At 46.1% G+C, this 16813-nt stretch carries 21 protein-coding genes and 1 other annotated feature; of the genes, 2 read left to right on the top strand and 19 right to left on the bottom strand.

Annotated features, from left to right (window positions below; all coding sequences use genetic code 11):
- Nucleotides 1–186: 186 nt before the first annotated feature.
- Nucleotides 187–921 (bottom strand): TrmH family RNA methyltransferase, encoded by a 735-nt coding sequence (locus LCM20_RS04630; protein ID WP_225194265.1) that lies wholly within the window; start codon nucleotides 919–921, stop codon nucleotides 187–189.
- A 107-nt stretch (nucleotides 922–1028) separates the two neighbouring features.
- Here LCM20_RS04630 and sspI point away from each other — a divergent pair, with 107 nt between their 5' ends.
- Nucleotides 1029–1241, top strand: coding sequence for a small acid-soluble spore protein SspI (gene sspI / locus LCM20_RS04625; RefSeq protein ID WP_225194264.1), 213 nt, complete (start codon nucleotides 1029–1031; stop codon nucleotides 1239–1241).
- A 41-nt stretch (nucleotides 1242–1282) separates the two neighbouring features.
- Here the strand turns inward: sspI and LCM20_RS04620 are convergent, their stop codons facing one another.
- Both LCM20_RS04620 and LCM20_RS04615 read right to left on the bottom strand, forming a co-directional pair.
- Entirely contained in the window at nucleotides 1283–2368 is a 1086-nt protein-coding gene (locus LCM20_RS04620) for a M42 family metallopeptidase (protein WP_225194263.1), read from the bottom strand.
- A 72-nt stretch (nucleotides 2369–2440) separates the two neighbouring features.
- Entirely contained in the window at nucleotides 2441–2923 is a 483-nt protein-coding gene (locus LCM20_RS04615; protein WP_225194262.1) for a dUTP diphosphatase, read from the bottom strand.
- Nucleotides 2924–3036: 113 nt separating this feature from the next.
- Here LCM20_RS04615 and LCM20_RS04610 point away from each other — a divergent pair, with 113 nt between their 5' ends.
- The gene (locus tag LCM20_RS04610) at nucleotides 3037–3438 is read left to right on the top strand and encodes a sigma-w pathway protein ysdB (protein WP_225194261.1); all 402 of its coding nucleotides are present in this window, start codon (nucleotides 3037–3039) and stop codon (nucleotides 3436–3438) included.
- 69 nt (nucleotides 3439–3507) lie between these two features.
- Here LCM20_RS04610 and LCM20_RS04605 read toward each other — a convergent pair whose 3' ends face one another.
- From LCM20_RS04605 to mutM, 16 genes are all read right to left on the bottom strand, one after another.
- Nucleotides 3508–4092, bottom strand: a complete 585-nt coding sequence (locus tag LCM20_RS04605; protein WP_225194260.1) for a TVP38/TMEM64 family protein — start codon at nucleotides 4090–4092, stop codon at nucleotides 3508–3510.
- 44 nt (nucleotides 4093–4136) lie between these two features.
- The gene (locus tag LCM20_RS04600) at nucleotides 4137–4415 is read right to left on the bottom strand and encodes a DUF1294 domain-containing protein (protein ID WP_225194259.1); all 279 of its coding nucleotides are present in this window, start codon (nucleotides 4413–4415) and stop codon (nucleotides 4137–4139) included.
- Between the two features lie 119 nt (nucleotides 4416–4534).
- Nucleotides 4535–4891 carry a 50S ribosomal protein L20 gene (rplT, locus tag LCM20_RS04595; protein ID WP_225194258.1) on the bottom strand — a complete coding sequence of 119 codons (357 nt, stop codon included), beginning with the start codon at nucleotides 4889–4891 and terminating at the stop codon, nucleotides 4535–4537.
- Nucleotides 4892–4923: 32 nt separating this feature from the next.
- Nucleotides 4924–5121 carry a 50S ribosomal protein L35 gene (gene rpmI, locus LCM20_RS04590; RefSeq protein WP_035509568.1) on the bottom strand — a complete coding sequence of 66 codons (198 nt, stop codon included), beginning with the start codon at nucleotides 5119–5121 and terminating at the stop codon, nucleotides 4924–4926.
- A 32-nt stretch (nucleotides 5122–5153) separates the two neighbouring features.
- The gene (gene infC, locus LCM20_RS04585; protein ID WP_225194257.1) at nucleotides 5154–5657 is read right to left on the bottom strand and encodes a translation initiation factor IF-3; all 504 of its coding nucleotides are present in this window, start codon (nucleotides 5655–5657) and stop codon (nucleotides 5154–5156) included.
- A 79-nt stretch (nucleotides 5658–5736) separates the two neighbouring features.
- Nucleotides 5737–5860 (bottom strand) — a sequence feature (ribosomal protein L20 leader region).
- A 307-nt stretch (nucleotides 5861–6167) separates the two neighbouring features.
- Nucleotides 6168–8114 (bottom strand): threonine--tRNA ligase, encoded by a 1947-nt coding sequence (gene thrS / locus LCM20_RS04580; protein WP_225194256.1) that lies wholly within the window; start codon nucleotides 8112–8114, stop codon nucleotides 6168–6170.
- Nucleotides 8115–8450: 336 nt separating this feature from the next.
- The gene (gene ytxC / locus LCM20_RS04575; protein WP_225194255.1) at nucleotides 8451–9254 is read right to left on the bottom strand and encodes a putative sporulation protein YtxC; all 804 of its coding nucleotides are present in this window, start codon (nucleotides 9252–9254) and stop codon (nucleotides 8451–8453) included.
- A gap of 194 nt (nucleotides 9255–9448) precedes the next feature.
- Entirely contained in the window at nucleotides 9449–10381 is a 933-nt protein-coding gene (dnaI, locus tag LCM20_RS04570) for a primosomal protein DnaI (protein ID WP_225194254.1), read from the bottom strand.
- A gap of 21 nt (nucleotides 10382–10402) precedes the next feature.
- Nucleotides 10403–11746, bottom strand: a complete 1344-nt coding sequence (locus tag LCM20_RS04565) for a replication initiation and membrane attachment family protein (RefSeq protein ID WP_225194253.1) — start codon at nucleotides 11744–11746, stop codon at nucleotides 10403–10405.
- Nucleotides 11747–11865: 119 nt separating this feature from the next.
- Complete coding sequence (nrdR, locus tag LCM20_RS04560) at nucleotides 11866–12330, bottom strand: transcriptional regulator NrdR (RefSeq protein ID WP_225194252.1); 465 nt, start codon at nucleotides 12328–12330, stop codon at nucleotides 11866–11868.
- 40 nt (nucleotides 12331–12370) lie between these two features.
- Entirely contained in the window at nucleotides 12371–12718 is a 348-nt protein-coding gene (locus LCM20_RS04555; RefSeq protein ID WP_225194251.1) for a cytosolic protein, read from the bottom strand.
- 195 nt (nucleotides 12719–12913) lie between these two features.
- Nucleotides 12914–13291 carry an adenosylmethionine decarboxylase gene (gene speD / locus LCM20_RS04550; RefSeq protein ID WP_225194250.1) on the bottom strand — a complete coding sequence of 126 codons (378 nt, stop codon included), beginning with the start codon at nucleotides 13289–13291 and terminating at the stop codon, nucleotides 12914–12916.
- A gap of 251 nt (nucleotides 13292–13542) precedes the next feature.
- The gene (locus tag LCM20_RS04545; RefSeq protein WP_225194249.1) at nucleotides 13543–14577 is read right to left on the bottom strand and encodes a glyceraldehyde-3-phosphate dehydrogenase; all 1035 of its coding nucleotides are present in this window, start codon (nucleotides 14575–14577) and stop codon (nucleotides 13543–13545) included.
- A 133-nt stretch (nucleotides 14578–14710) separates the two neighbouring features.
- Nucleotides 14711–15310 carry a dephospho-CoA kinase gene (gene coaE, locus LCM20_RS04540; protein ID WP_225194248.1) on the bottom strand — a complete coding sequence of 200 codons (600 nt, stop codon included), beginning with the start codon at nucleotides 15308–15310 and terminating at the stop codon, nucleotides 14711–14713.
- A gap of 12 nt (nucleotides 15311–15322) precedes the next feature.
- Nucleotides 15323–15922, bottom strand: coding sequence for a sporulation membrane protein YtaF (ytaF, locus tag LCM20_RS04535; protein ID WP_225194247.1), 600 nt, complete (start codon nucleotides 15920–15922; stop codon nucleotides 15323–15325).
- 60 nt (nucleotides 15923–15982) lie between these two features.
- Nucleotides 15983–16807: a DNA-formamidopyrimidine glycosylase gene (gene mutM / locus LCM20_RS04530; protein WP_225194246.1), complete on the bottom strand. Its 825-nt coding sequence runs from the start codon at nucleotides 16805–16807 to the stop codon at nucleotides 15983–15985.
- Nucleotides 16808–16813 lie beyond the last annotated feature (6 nt).

Genomic DNA, 16813 nt, shown 5'->3' with positions numbered 1-16813 from the left:
CGGACCTTAAACAGGTCAGCTCTAGAGTGAAATTTCAACCACTGTCACGATGGAAACACTCCCAGTCTATGGCGCTTCCTTCCTGGATCGATGCTGCAGCAGTTTACTTGGCTCTTTCTCAGCTTTTCGTGTATTCGTTTCATAACTAATTTTAAATTATAGTCAAGAACGTCGAATTTTGCAAGCTTAACTTCGCAAATGATACATCAATACGGCAGAAGCAACCGCGACATTCAAGGACTCGGCCTGTCCATAAATCGGGATATAGACGCGTTGATCAGCCAAATCCGAAATGGCGTCTTCAATTCCCTGCCCTTCGTTGCCGACAATCAGTGCGACTTTATCCGGCACTTCAAGATCCTGATACGGGGAAGCGTCAGTCAGCGTAGAGGCCCAAACGTCCACTCCTTCTGCCTTCAGCACGTCCACGTATTCCGCAAGGTCACCTTGGATGACAGGAAGGTGGAAAAGAGAGCCTTGCGTTGCACGGATGACTTTATCATTATATGGGTCGACCGTTCCTTTTCCTAAAATGACGTGATTGAAGCCTGCCGCATCCGCCGTACGAATCATCGTTCCTAAGTTGCCCGGGTCCTGCACAGAATCGACAAGCAAGGTAAGTCGTCCAGGCTGATAGTCTGCCCTTTTCAGCTCGACGACAGCCGCGACACCTTGAGGCGTTTCGGTTTCGGCAATCTCAGCGAAAACCTGTTCACTGACATCCGTTCGCTCCACACCATCCGGCACTTCGACCTCGACACCTTCGCGGACGATTAATTCTTTTACGACAAAATCGCTTTTCAGCACTTCCTCGACCAGGTGGTGGCCTTCGACGAGAAATACGTTCGCTTTATTTCGGTTTTTTCGTTTATGTAGCTTTTTCCATTCTTTCACTTTTTGGTTTTGTATAGATGTAATCATCAATGTTTCCCTCATTTTTTATTCATTTCTTGTTCATCATACATACAGGCTTATGGTTTGGTCAAACTAATACAGATGAAAACCTTCGAACGAAAGGAGAGATACTCATGAACTTGAACTTGCGACAAGCCATTTTACAAAATGTCAGCGGTCACGATGCGGAACAATTGCAAGCCACCATTATGGATGCCCTTCAAAAAGGGGAAGAGAAAATGCTTCCGGGACTCGGCGTCTTCTTTGAACTGCTTTGGGAAAACTCCGATGAGCAGGACCACCAGGAGATCTTAGAAACACTTGAAAACAGCTTGAAACAAATGTAAAAAGAGCCAACCCGCATTGACGGGCTGGCTCTTTCTCTTTATTAGTTGAAAGTAATTTCGTTCACTTTGTCAGCATCCAGTCCTTTGATCACTTCTACGATAAGCTGTACCGCATTCTCAAAGTCATCACGGTGAAGCATAGCCGCATGAGAGTGGATGTAGCGCGTTGCGATCGTAATCGAAAGCGCAGGAACACCATCATGGCTCAAGTGAATCGCACCGGAGTCCGTACCGCCACCAGCAAGGGAATCGAACTGATAAGGGATTTCTTTCTCATCCGCTGTATCCGTCACAAAGTCACGTAGTCCTTTGTGAGAAACCATAGACGCATCGTAAAGGATGATCTGTGGTCCTTTACCCATCTTACTGGAAGCATCTTTATCGGATACCCCCGGCGTGTCACCAGCGATTCCAACGTCGACACCAAAGGCGATATCAGGGTTGATCATGTTCGCTGCAGTGCGCGCACCGCGCAAACCGACTTCCTCCTGAACCGTTCCGACACCGTATACGACGTTCGGGTGTTTTTCGCCTTTCAGACGCTTCAGGACTTCAATCGCGATTGCACAACCAATACGGTTATCCCACGCTTTGGCAAGAAGCATTTTTTCATTTTTCATCTGAGTGAACTCGAAGTAAGGGACAACAGAATCTCCCGGCTTCACGCCGAACTCTTCCGCTTCCTCACGGCTAGAAGCACCGATATCAATGAACATATCCTTGATGTCCACTGCTTTTTTACGTTGGTCAGGTGGCAGAATGTGTGGAGGCTTGGAACCGATGATTCCCGTAAGATCTCCTTCACGTGTCATAATCGTCACACGCTGAGCAAGCATAACCTGACTCCACCAGCCGCCGACCGGTTGGAAGTAAAGATACCCGTTATCATCAATGCGCGTCACCATGAAACCAACTTCGTCCAAGTGGCCAGCGACCATCACGCTTGGTCCTTTTTTGTTTCCGACTTTCTTGGCAATCAGGCTGCCAAGATTATCTGTGAACACTTCATCCGCATAAGGAGAAATGTACTTCTTCATGACATCACGAGCTTCTTTTTCATTACCCGGCACGCCTTTAGCGTCGGTTAAATCCTTGAGCATCGTCAATGTTTCATCTTTTTTGAACATATGTACTCATCCTCTCTTTGAATTCCACCTTCTATTATAATACGTTAAAAGCGATTTCACAAAAAGAAGGCTTCAGTAGCCCTCTTCCTGACGCTTGTAATTTTTCTCATTCTTCACATAGTAGGCATCCATGATTTCCGGTTCCGTCATTCCGAGTGTCTCACCGACACGTAAGAACGCAGCAAACATATCCTGATAGCTCTCATTCCCCTTTTGAAGACGGAACGCTTCCACTTTCGCGTACATCTCTAGGAATGCCTCTGTTTGATCATGGAAGGCTGAGACGGGCTTCGGCTGATACTCGAAGCCGAGGTCGAGCCCTAAAGATAATAGGAAGTGCAGACCATCTACATACTCTTCTAAGATGACGTCCCGCTCACTCGGACCTTTGAGGCTCCAGAATTTGAAGCATCGCGTTTCATTGGCAAGCTCCCCAAGTTCGACTAATAAGGCCAATGTCTTTTGATCGGTATGCTGTGCAGGTTGGAGCTTGTGCTGCTCTTCAATATATTGATCCAACTGCTTCTGCATGTCGTATAATGTATTCCAATTCACGTCTCTGTCACTCCTCACAAAAAATATCCTTATCAAATGTATCATTTTTTGAAACAAAACGACACGGTCAATCGTATGTATGCTAATAACCCAGATGTAGGGGGACAAACCGTATGATCATCTTACTATTCAGACTGTTACTCCTGATTGCCCTAGCGTTTATCATCTATACCATCTATCAGTTTATCGTGAACCCGAAACGGAAATTGGACACGGCTCGTGAGAACAAGGAATTCTTCTTCCATGATAACAAAGAGAACACGAAGCAGAACTTCCTGATGACGTATAAAGGGTATGATTTCGAAGGAGAGAAATATTTAGGTACGACAGACCACGCCTTTGAAGTCGTGACCATTTACGTCAGTGCCCAGAATCCCGAGCAGCTTCAAGGGCTTGAGAGAGAAGATTTGTATTTCATGGAAAAAGAAATACTAATCCGCTATCCGTATGCCTCTATTGAATGGAAGTATCCGATCAACCGGCTCATGATTACCCCGTTGAAGGATGACAACTAATGAGGACGGCTTTAAACAGAACAAAAATCCCCAAGGCTGCACTTGCAGCCTTGGGGATTTCTTATGCAATCAACCGGCGCGAGAGGATGGCGTCTGGAAGAAATCCGACCAAAGCACGACCTCGCATTTTTTCCGTATGAAAAAGCACACCGCTATAAGTCCGGCCGAAAATAAAATCATAGCCGGAATCGAGAATAACGAGAGCCACTGCCCGACAGACGTATATACGACAGCGAGCGGAAGATTAGCAAATAAGGATGATTTCGTATAACTTTTAAAGTCTGAACTGATTTCGAGTAAACAGTAAGATAATAAATGAAAATGGATAAATGGCACCAACCTGAGTATCGCCACCTGTTGAACGGACAGGCGTGCATGTTTGTTCAACCATTTTTCCTTCAATCCCTTTAACCGATCAAACCCTGACGGCAGCAGCCGGATCGTGCGGTAGAACAGAAGACTTGAAAGCATCGTCCCAACAACTGAATAGGCTGTACCGGCAATCGGGCCGAACAGCACTCCACCTGTGATACAAACGAGCATGACAGGCAGAAACAATAGTGGACGCAGCAAATGTATGGCGATAAATAAGAGCGGAGCTAAAGACTCTTGATGTTCCAACCACTGAAGGATTGTCGATGATGTCTCGCCCATTGCATCCCCCTCCCTGTCTACAGCTTATGAGCTGAACAAAGAGGCTAGAACAATCTTTCCAGAAAAAGCAGAACGGTTAAGTACACAAGCGAAAGTCCTGGAAGACCGATGGCAAACGCTGTCCGCTTCGTCTTGTGACGGAACAAACGCATCGCAAGCCACCCACCAATTGCTCCTCCGAGAAAAGCAACTGTCCAAAGGGTACGTTCTTTGATTCTCCATTTCTCCTGTTCTGCCTTTCTCTTATCCGACCACATCATCACATACATCGTGATGTTCATGACAGACAGATAGAAAAAGATAATCAGTCCCCAAATCGGCATAAGTATCCCTCCTCTAGACGTAATCCGGTCACACTCAAGGAATCAAGCGTCCGGTATTCCTTCTTACCATCTAAAAAAAGCCATTTCCTACCGAACGGAAATGGCTTTAATTCTTAGATTTATTTAAGAGCAGATTTAGCTTGCTCTGCAAGGCTTGCGAATGCTTGCTCATCGTTCACAGCAAGATCAGCTAGCATCTTACGGTTCATTTCGATACCTGCAAGCTTAAGTCCGTGCATCATACGGCTGTAAGAAATGTCGTTCATACGTGCCGCAGCATTGATACGTGCGATCCAAAGCTTACGGAAGTCGCGCTTTTTCTGACGACGGTCACGGTAAGCATACTGACCTGACTTCATTACTTGCTGCTTTGCAGTTTTGAATAGTGCGTGTTTTGAACCATAATAACCTTTTGCTAGTTTAAGGACACGGTTACGACGTTGACGTGTCACTGTTCCACCTTTTACTCGTGGCATGGTAATCCCTCCTATATGTTTCGATCGTTAGATTAGTCTTTTGGAAGCATGTGCTTGATGCGGCGGTAGTCTCCAGCAGAAACTAGTGCATCTTTACGCAATTTACGCTTCTGTTTTGTAGATTTGTTAGCGAACAAGTGGCTAGTGAAAGCATGAGAACGTTTCACCTTACCTGTTCCAGTCTTTTTGAAGCGTTTTTGAGAACCTTTGTGGGTTTTCATTTTTGGCATGTGAATTTCCTCCTTTTACTTAATTCAGTTCCTTACTTCTCTGCTAGAGGAGCAAGCATTAAGAACATACTACGACCTTCCATCTTCGGCTTCGTCTCGATTGTGGCAATGTCTTTACATTCTTCAGCCATACGCTCAAGAACTTCTTGTCCCAATCCTTTGTGAGTGATTGCACGTCCGCGGAAACGAACAGATGCTTTCACTTTGTCGCCTTTAGATAGGAATTTGCGTGCGTTACGCAGCTTCGTGTTGAAGTCATGTTCTTCAATGTTCGGGCTAAGGCGAACTTCTTTCACCTTAATAACCGTTTGTTTCTTACGAGCTTCTTTTTCTTTCTTCTGCTGCTCGAAACGATATTTTCCGTAGTCCATGACGCGGCAAACTGGAGGTTTCGCGTTTGGAGCGACCATAACGAGATCCAGATTTGCGTTTGCAGCAATATCAAGCGCTTCGTTACGGGATTTAATTCCAAGCTGCTCGCCATTCACGTCGATCAGACGGACTTCACGGGCACGGATTTTTTCATTGACGTTCATATTATCCTTGCTAATATTGAGCCACCTCCATCGTATTAGAGAAAACGTATAAAAGATCTGTCATCGACAAGGTTTTGAAGACATAAAAAAAGCGTCGGTACACATACTGCACCCACACTGATCCTGTCAATCTCAAGGAATTCGTGACCTGCCAACTGCGTATGCGTCGATCAGGTGAGAAGCGGGTGCTTCTACTTGTCTCTAGATCCGTTCATTCATTTACCTAACTATCATAGCACGCCCTTATCAACATGTCAACTATAACATGCAGATAATCATGACTACCTTTATTACAATAAGGGATGAAGGCATAAAAATCAAGACTTTCTTAAGAATTGAGAAAGGGAATCCTTTGCAAGACAGGTGGGATCTGCTTTCTGAAATGCATATTTTTCTAAATGCCTTCCTTTTTAAGCTGCTGGACGATTCCCTCTTTCCTAGTATTCTTTTCATCGATGATTCCACTGTAAACAAAATCCCCGCAGACACTTAGTCTGCGGGGTTTCATCATTACTTCCGAAGAAGCTTCTGATCGATTTCGTTTCGGATTTCTTCTTTGAATGTGGCAACAGGCTTCGTCTCTGAATCCTGCTCCCCGTAGCGACGGACATTCACAGCGTCGTTTTCGATTTCCTGGTCACCGACAACCAGCTGGAATGGTACCTTCTGCATTTGAGCTTCACGGATCTTGTATCCGATTTTCTCATTACGATCATCGAGTTCCACACGGATTCCCGCTTCACGAAGTTCGTCTTCGAGTTTCTTCGCATAGTCCAGGTGAGCTTCTACGGAAACCGGAATGATCTTCGCCTGTACAGGAGATAACCATGTCGGGAAGGCCCCTTTGTATTCTTCAATCAGGAAGGCAACAAAGCGTTCCATTGTCGACACCACTCCACGGTGGATGACAACCGGGCGGTGATCGTTTCCGTCTTCTCCGACGTATGTCAGATCGAAGCGCTCTGGGAGGTGGAAGTCCAGTTGAACAGTGGAAAGCGTCTCGTCTTTTCCTAGAGCCGTCTTCACTTGAACATCAAGCTTCGGACCGTAGAAAGCTGCTTCCCCTTCTGCCTCAACGTATTCAAGCTCCATTTCTTCCATTGTCTCTTTCAGCATCGCCTGAGCTTTGTTCCACATTTCATCGTTATCCACGTACTTCTCTTTATCAGCAGGATCGCGATAAGATAGGCGGAAGTAGTAATCGTTCAAGCCGAAGTCTTTGTAGACGCGCTGAACGAGGTTAACAACACGCTTGAACTCATCCTTCAACTGATCAGGACGAGCGAAAATGTGAGCATCATTCAATGTCATAGCACGAACACGCTGCAGGCCGGCAAGAGCTCCGGACATTTCGTGTCGGTGCATCGTACCAAGCTCAGCGATACGTACCGGCAAGTTACGGTAGCTGTAGAATTGGTTTTTGTAGACCATCATATGGTGTGGGCAGTTCATCGGACGAAGAACCAGGTCTTCATTATCCATTTCCATAGTCGGGAACATGTCATCTTGATAGTGATCCCAGTGTCCACTTGTCTTATAGAGATCCACGTTACCTAGTACAGGCGTGTACACGTGGTCATACCCCAGGCGCTCCTCTGTATCAACGATGTAACGCTCGATTGTACGACGGATCGTCGCACCCTTCGGCAGCCATAGAGGAAGTCCCTGACCGACCTTCTGGTTAACAGTGAAGATCTCAAGCTCTTTACCAAGTTTACGGTGGTCGCGCTCTTTCGCTTCCTCAAGCATGTGAAGGTACTCTTCAAGGTCCGCTTTCTTCTCAAACGCTGTACCGTAAATACGTTGAAGCATTTTGTTATCACTGTCTCCGCGCCAGTAAGCACCAGAAATGCTGAGCAGCTTGAAGATCTTGATTTTACTTGTTTGCGGAACGTGTACCCCACGGCAAAGGTCGAAGAACTCACCTTGCTGATAAAGGGTTACTTGCTCGCCTTCCGGAATATCATCGATCAGCTCAAGTTTCAAGTCATCCCCGATTTCACGGAATTTCTCTTTCGCTTCCTCACGGGAAACTTCAATACGTTGAATCTCCAAGTTCTCATCAACGATTCGCTGCATTTCTTTTTCAATCTTAGGAAGGTCTTCCGGTGTCAGCGACTGTTCCATATCAATGTCGTAATAGAACCCGTTCTCAATGACAGGACCAACACCGAACTTCACCTCTCCGTAAAGTCGTTTGATTGCCTGAGCCATCAAGTGAGCGGATGAGTGGCGCAGCACCTCAAGTCCCTCAGCATTTTTATATGTCAAAATTTCAATCGCCCCGTCGTTCTCAATCGGGCGTCGCAAGTCGTATGGTTCACCATCCAACTTGATCGCAAGTGACTGCTTCTTCAAGCCTGGAGAGATGGAATGAGCAATCTCTTCTCCTGTCGTCCCCCGATCAAATTCCTTTGTATTGCCGTCTGGAAAAGTGATTTGAATCGCATTCGCCATTTTGTAACACTCCTTTTTAAATAATATAAAAAACGCCCGCCCCTCAGCATTAACTGCTAAGGGACGAGCGTATTCACACGTGGTTCCACCCAAAGTTCCCGCACGGATTGTACGGCTTTATTCATCCTTAACGCGGACCGGACGCTGTTCATTACTAGTCAACCGTTCACGAACAGGGCTCCAAGGTGGTAAACATACGAGACAACATCGGGGAGCTTTCAGCCGGTGACTCCCTTCTCTAACCATGCGTAACTCTATGCTCATGTCCTTATCCAAGCCATTATAATTTTGTATGTACATATTATATCCGAGAGGCGGACATGAAATCAAGACATTTTAAAAAGGAAATTCAGCAACTCTTTTCCAAATCACTTTTTCTTCAAAGATATTTTGCAGCAGTAGGAAGGTTGAACCTCCCTGCTGATCGGTGTAAATGATGAGCTCATTCGGGGCATGGACGAGGGCAGGCGTGACACTCCAGTTCTCCGGCAGACCCCGAACGGACTCATCCGGATACTGCTTCAGATAGAGGTCGGTCTCAGATGAACTGATCGGATTGCCTTCGTCATGGAAATACACCCATTCTCCTTCATCGAGCAGATGGAGGCGCTGGACTCCCGTGTCTCTGTAATGAACACGCTCCCTCCACGAGTGCAGCAGAAGCTGGTACGCCTCTTCCTGTTTGTACTCGTCAATTAAGAACCCGGTATAGTCAATCAGTTGTTCATGAACCGACTCAAGACAGGCGACAGCCAGCTCATCGAAGGACACATACGCACAGCCTTTTACTTCGCTTCTTAACGTTCGATCAAGCGCATCATAAACAGGCGGCAAGGAGAGCCCGGAAGGTTCCTCATCCTCAAAGTCCCGGCTGATCTCCAAGATGCGCTCCACTTCCTCCTGATCCGAGAAGTAGTAACGGTGCTTCAGTATCCCTTCCACCCAGCCGAGCCATTTGCGGGCAAGGATCAGCTCTCTGAACGCTTGGAAAATTTCATCGTACGTTTTTTCACATACGTTCTCATCATCAAGAAACACATCCAACCCGCTGTCATTCAATAACCACCGTTTGTGTTCGCGCACCACAATCTTGTAGAAGAAGTGCGCTTCGTATTTTTTAGAAAAATGTATGAATACCACCAAGATTCCTCCCCATCCCAACTTTCCTACCGGTGTTTGTTTATATGAAAAGTCTTCTCTTAAATAGGTATAAGGTTGTCTATCCATCTTATATTTATGTGAAGAAATTGGTGTTCATGCTATTCTCCCTTCAATAATAAAAGCTTTCTTCGTCGTTGGCGTGACGAAGAAAGCTTTTCGCGAAAAATATGATGTTATGAACGGCGGTTTTCGCCATTTACGACCACTGTGGTGCTGAGCTGCCGAATCCGTTCGGTTATGCGCTGAGCTTTCACTTTTTCAACGTCGCCCCGGTTGCTCGTCATCATGACTTTTTCCAAATCATCGAGACTGTAGTTCGAGCTGAAGAAAACGGGCAGACGTTCCATCATACGGTACTGCAGAATCGAACCGAGGATCTCGTCTCTGAACCATGCAGACTGTGATTCTGCTCCGATATCATCCAGCATCAAAACGGGCGTTTCCTTGAATGCCTGGATTTTCTCACTCATCGAATCATCTTTGATTGAATTCTTGATCTCACGGACGAACTCCGGCATGTAAATGAGCATCGAAGGAATGCCTTTTTCACTTAGTTCATTGGCAATCGCTCCGAGGAAAAAGGTCTTCCCTACACCGAATGGGCCGTGGAAGTACAAGCCTTTAGGAGGAAGTTCGTCTCCCAAATTTCGAATATACTGAAGAGTCTCTTTCACTGCCTGCCCACGCGCAGGATCGTGAGGATCGATCCGGTCGAGTGTCGCTTCTAAAGTCTCCCTTGGAATGTGGAGACTCTTGATCAAGGACTGCTGTTTTTCCTGCTGTTCATATTTTTTCTGTCTCACACATTTGTCATAGGCAAGCTTGATTTCCTGGTCCTCCACTTCAAGGCGAGGGACGTAGCCTTTCAACATATTGATACAGCCTTCTCTTGAAGGACACTTCTCACAGTTTTTCGATTGGGATTGATACTCATATAGTTTAATCAGATGTTTCTTAAGAGCTTCATCCGTCAAGTCCGGGTGCTTTTCTTTGAGTTGCTGCACTTCGGGTGAATGCAGCACTTCTTCCTGCATATGATTCATTCTCTTTTGAAATTGCTTATTATCTTTCATCCACTTCTGTAAGGATCGTTGGATCGGCTCCATTCCGGCACCTCACTCTCTCATTTATGAATTCCCTCGGTTCGTCAGCTGTTTCAACTGTTCGGCTAGTTCATTCGTATCCACCGACTCGTCTCCTGTAGGGGTCTGATTTCGTTTCTTCTGTTTGTAGAACCAATCCGGAATAACCTCTTCTTTGGTATTCTTTCGCTGGAATGTTTTCTGCTGACCCCACTGCTGATACTTCTGGTGCTCTGCTGTTGCCAGACTCATCGCCTGATGAACCGTTTGGACATTTTTACGCGCCCAGTGACTGGCGATCTTCTCGACGTATGGCTTGGAGAGCTTCTTATCCGTTCGCAGCATGACATAATGAATCAATACGTTCATGACACCTGGGGACAACCCTTGTTCCGTCATAATATCGCGCACGACTTTTAAATCTTGATCGGCGGCATGGTTCCCCCGCGATAAATCTTCTAAAAGTTCACGCGGGGAAATTTGTTCAAAGCGCTCGGCAAGCTGGTCCCGCTTACTCTTGTTCTCGTCACTGGATTCAACTTGGACCTTATCTCTCAAATCCAATTGATGATCCTTCTTCGCTGTCGGCTTTTCTTTCATAAAGTCATGACAAGCCGTCTTCAGCTCTTCGATGATCAGCTGGTGGTTTTCATCCAGTGCCCACGTTACAGCTTTCTCAAGTTCCAGAGAGGAAAGGTTGTATAGAGAAGCTAATTGGGAAATGATCCGTTTGTTAGCGCCTGTAAGAATCCGTTCACTCACATACATTTTATCCTTTAATGACTGACTCAACCATTCGAAGTCCACCCGATTGTCCAGGTAAGCCGGCCCCGCTTGGCTGCCTTCTGCTTTCGGTTCACTCACCGACACCGGTCCATTCGTCGTGATGGCATGGAACACTTCGTCAAAGCTTGCTGTCACTTCATCGAACCCTTCCAATGATAACTCAGGGCGCACGAGCCTGGATTTCAATTGTTTGTATTTATTCTCTCCAATTTCATGGTAAAGAAGAAGGGACAGCATGTTATCCCGGAAAAATTCTTCCGGTGAAAAGGGAGGGTTCAAGATATAAAAATATTCTCGTTGAGCATTCGCGTCGTTCGTTTGATACGTCTGAATCAGTCCGATTGCTTCCAAATACTTACGAGCTTCATAGATTTGATCAAGTGGAGCCGACAAATAAGACATCAAGGTATGATGGGTTTGAGCCGTTTCACTTCCGTTGATTTCAAATTCCGAGACTAACGTTTGGTATAGCGCCACAGCCAGCCTTCCGATTATCGGCTGGTACAAATGGGTCATCGCTCTTTCCGTTCCTTTAGGGCTTTCACCACGTTTCATAAGCTTAAACCCGTCTACGGGTAAAAGTTTACCGATGGATGAATTCATCCCATACACCTCCACACTTCGCTTCTTTACGAACGAAGACGTTAAGCAGAACCCCTTCTAAGATGCTGCTTAACACCTTCGTAACGGCAGGAAAAAAGAAAATGAGCCAACGCCAAGGCTCACTCCTCATCTTCCTGTTTAATTAAATCCTTCAATTCGTCGATAAAGACATTTATATCCTTGAATTGTCGATAAACAGATGCAAAACGAACATAGGCTACTTCGTCGATATCAGATAAACGCTGCATCACCATTTCTCCAATATCTTTACTCATCACTTCAGAAACTCCGCGATTCCTGAGCTCACGCTCGATATCAATGGTTACATGTTCTAACTCTTCCACCGCAACGGGGCGTTTTTCGCAGGCGCGTATAAGTCCGCGCATCAACTTTTCACGGCTGAATTCTTCGCGCGTACCTTCCTTCTTCACTACGATAAGAGGCACTTCTTCAATCCGTTCAAAAGTAGTGAACCGGAACTCACACTGTTCGCACTCACGGCGTCTGCGGATGGCCTGACCTTCTTCAATCGGCCTTGAATCAAGCACTTTTGTACTTTTATAGTGGCAATTTGGACATTTCAACTTTGATCAACTCCACGTCGTGTTCAATTTCATCTATCGATCAGTCGGGGTCGATAACGGTAAACTCACTGTCTAGTTGTTTGTAAAAATCTATGATCAAGTTACGGCTGTATCCGAAATCAACAGGACCCCCTGAATCAGTCGTGACAGAGAAGTCTACAGCCGTTCTGAACGGGCGTACCATAATGACGGTCGCTACAACGAAAGCACGCCTCTTCCCCTTATAACGAACCGTAATTTCGCCTCGCTCTTTGGAGGCTGCTACGATATTCGAAGGATCAAATAACCCCTCCACACCTTGAAAGATATCGCCGTGCTTCGCTTTGTAATAGTGTGTGACCAGCTGACTATCCTTGTGCTTTTCATCTGTTTCTGAATGATTACTCAAGTACTTCGAGATAAATGCCTTCAAATCCTCAATCCCTTTCCTTACGTTTCGACATATTCTATCTTTATTTTAACACGTTTTTAAGAAAGAGGGAAAGGCAGCCCCAGGATGAAGCGAAAAGCCGGGAGAAAACACGGTTCCAATGGAAAAGAAAAGCCACACAGCTGTTAAGCGGGCTGTGTGGCTTTACCATTCTTAAAGAGCGCGTGACTGCTGAACTTCGACAGGTCCCATACCTCTTGGTACTTCTACCGTCTCGTTCTTTCCTGCTTCCAACGCTTCTACGATGAAATGTGCGGCAACGTTTGGATCGATGCGATCCCCGCAAGTATAGACATCGATACTTGCATACTTGTGCTCAGGAAAACTGTGAATCGTCAAGTGTGATTCCGAAATGATGACGACTCCACTGACACCGTGCGGAGCAAACTTGTGAAAAGCTACCTCGCGCACTTCAGCTCCAGCTTTTAAAGCAGCATCTACGAAAACTTGTTCTATATACGACATATCATTCAGTTTCTCTTCATTACAATCCCATAATTCAGCAATTACATGTCTTCCCATTGTATCCATTTTAGGATCCCCCTTTATACAATAACTTCTTTTTCTTCTAAACCACTGCCATGAACTACCATGGGGGAAAGTTAGTCCTGAGAGGTCCTAACCCTTGGAGTAGACATGAAATATCTAGGAATTCAGAAGTTCAAAAAGAAGTATATACGGTTTAACCCGACATTGCAAGGTTTATTTGTTCCATTTCGTGAAGCTTTTCTAACACTTTACCTGCAATGTTCATTATAGGATACAACGGTCTATATGGCTAGTCAGGAAACGCGGGCTGTCGTCTCTCGGTTCATAAAGTGTCCGACATATTTCGCAAGATCGACGACCCGGCAGGAATATCCCCATTCATTATCATACCAAGCAAGCACTTTCACCTTTCGGTCGTCCATGACCTGCGTGGAGAGACCGTCGATGATTGCGGATGCAGGGGATGTCGTGTAGTCGATCGAGACAAGCGGCTCATCATTAAACTCGAGAATCCCGCTCATATCATTCGAAGCCGCTTCCTTGAATGCGCGATTGATTTCTTCTGTCGTCACATCCTTCTTCACGTCGACCACAAGATCGACCAACGATACGTTCGGTGTCGGAACTCTCAAAGCCATTCCATTCAACTTTCCTTTAAGCGATGGAATCACGTCTCCGAGCGCTTTGGCAGCTCCGGTGGACGTTGGGATGATCGATTGCGTACATCCTCTGGCACGGCGGAGATCTTTATGCGGATTATCTAAGTTCTTCTGATCATTGGTGAATGCATGAACGGTCGTCATCAGTCCGTTCTCAATCCCGAAGCGGTCTTCAAGTATTTTCACAACGGGTGCCAGACAGTTGGTTGTACAGGATGCATTGGAAATGACATCGTGCTCACCCGGCACGTAAGACTGTTCGTTTACACCCATCACAACGGTGGCATCAACATTTTTGCCAGGGGCTGTAATGATGACCTTCTTTGCGCCTGCTTCAATATGAAGTTCAGCCTCTTCCTGAGTCCTGAACTTTCCAGTCGCCTCAATGACGACATCAATCCCCAGGTCGGCCCACGGTAACTCTAGTGGGTTACGTGTTGAGCACAGTTTGACATGATGTCCATTGACTTCAATGCCGTCCTCAACAGGGCGAATTTCTCCATCGAACCGCCCGTGAACACTGTCATACTTCAACATATGCGCTATGGTCTCTGCCGGATAGCTGGCATTGACCGCGATCAACTCTATAGAAGGATCCATTGCAGCCTTCCTGAATACCATCCGACCAATTCTTCCTAACCCATTAATTGCAATCTTCGTTTTGTTCATCACCATAGCCCCCTATATATGATATACTTTATTCTCGTATTTTCAGAAATAGTATAACACATTGTAAGCGGTTTTTCGATTAAGAATGTGAATAAAAAGAAAAAAACACGCCGGTAAAAAACCCGACGTGTTATTATACGACTTCCCACTCGTGAAGTATGTCTCTTAATTGCTGTAAACTTTCCTCTATTGTTCCTCTGTTATCAATCACCGCATCGGCCCGGTCCGCTTTTTCTGAGATAGGGATTTGAGACTTGATACGCTGCATCGCCTCTTCTTCGGTTGACTGATCACGGTTCGTCAGGCGCTCCAGCTGTGTCGCTTCATCCACATATACAACGAGCACCCGTTCTACGTAATGTGTCAGCTCACTTTCATAGAGCAACGGAATATCCAAGACGACCGCTGGATATTTTTCGTCAACAAAGTGATCCCGTCTTCGAATCATTTCTTTTCGAACTTCAGGATGAACGATTCCGTTCAATTCTTTCCGCTTTTCTCCATCTGAAAAGACGATGCTTCCAAGCTTCTTCCTGTCCAGGGTGCCATCGTTTTGCAGCACTCGAGAACCGAAAGCTTCAACAATCTTCTGATACGCAGGCTCTCCAGGCTTCACGACATCCCTCGAAAGTTGGTCTGCATCGATTACAGGAATGTTGAGATCTTTGAACATATTTGAAACCGTGCTTTTTCCAGTAGCAATACTACCTGTCAAGCCAATGACGGTCGTCATAGCATTCCTCCTCTACGTAAGCTTAATTAATCCGATGATGATCAATAGAACACCCGGAAGGATCGAGACACTCTCTGCCTTTTCACTCCACTTTGCCCCGCAGGTAACGCCTGTAAACAACATCAGACACGTAGATAGTGTAATGAGAACGGCGGTAAAGAGTGGAGGCATTCCAATGAATGCACCACTGATGCCCGCACCAATCGTATCTAACGACAGCGCCACTCCCAAAAACCAGACCTCTTTACCGACAATGCCACCAGAACGGTCGACATCGGCTACAAGCGGGTCATGAAGGACGCGTTCTGGATGCAGCCAAGGTTCTTTCTCTTCATCAGGTGAAGGTTTCTTAAAATACTGCCATAAAAAGTATGTCCCGATGATAATAAGGGCGATTGCACCGATCCGCTCCACATATTCGGCTGAAATGAAGAGCAGCAGCAAATGACCACTATACGATGAAATTAAAAACATGACACCTGAAAGCACAGCAATGAGCGCAATAGACCGAAGATGAATGCGTACATTCTGCATGCCGAGCACGCACCCGATTCCAAAGCTGTCAATGCTGACGGCTAACACAAATAAAAACGTGAACGTAGCGACTCCCATATACGACACCTCTGCTTTATAATCTGTGAGATAGTATATGGGATTGCGCCTAGTTCGTGTTTAGCTTTGGCATTGAGGGCAGATGTGCGTCCCTCTTCCGCCTACTTTCAGCTTCGTGATCTCTGTTCCACATTGCGGGCATCCGGTGTTCTCTTTTCCGTACACCTTCAGCTGCTGTTGGAACATTCCGATCTGCCCCTGGCTGTTGATATAAGAGCGAATCGTAGAGCCGCCTTGACGTATCGCTTCATTGATGATGTCTACGCTAGCCGTTCTGACCCGTTCTGCTTCATCCTTCGTCAGTGTGTTCGCCAACCGTTCAGGGTGCACACGAGCTTTAAACAGCGCTTCATCCACGTAGATATTCCCAAGTCCTGCTACGACCGCTTGATCGAGGAGCACAGACTTGATATTCCGGGACGTCCGCTGTAATTTCTCGTGAAAATACTCAAGCGAGAACGCATCTTCGAACGGATCCGGCCCAAGCTGCTTCAGCGGCTTCTCTTTTAATTCCTCGCCTTTTTCAAACACATGCATCGTTCCGAACTTACGCACATCGTCATAGCGAAGGTCGGTCCCGTCATCGAAATGAAAAATGACATGCGTATGCTTAGGCTTTTCTTCAGAAGCATCAAACACGCCGAACTTCCCTTCCATTCTCAGGTGGGAGACGAGAGAGAGGTCGTTCATGTTAAAAATCATGAACTTACCTTTCCGCTCGATATCGAGTATCGTTTGACCTTCTAATAAACGCTTGAATTCGTTTGGATCCTGAGGGCGCTTGATGATGTTGCCCCAATGTACAGACACACGCTCGATCGTTTTGTTTCGAACGAGCTGCAAGAGCGTCTGCCTGACGGTTTCAACTTCTGGTAATTCCGGCATTGTTCA

The organism is Halobacillus litoralis, from assembly GCF_020171725.1.
In the GTDB taxonomy this organism is placed as follows: Bacteria; Bacillota; Bacilli; order Bacillales; family Halobacillaceae; genus Halobacillus; species Halobacillus litoralis_F.
The sequence above is the reverse complement of the archived record's forward strand: the minus strand, read 5'-3'. Positions and strand labels throughout refer to the sequence as shown.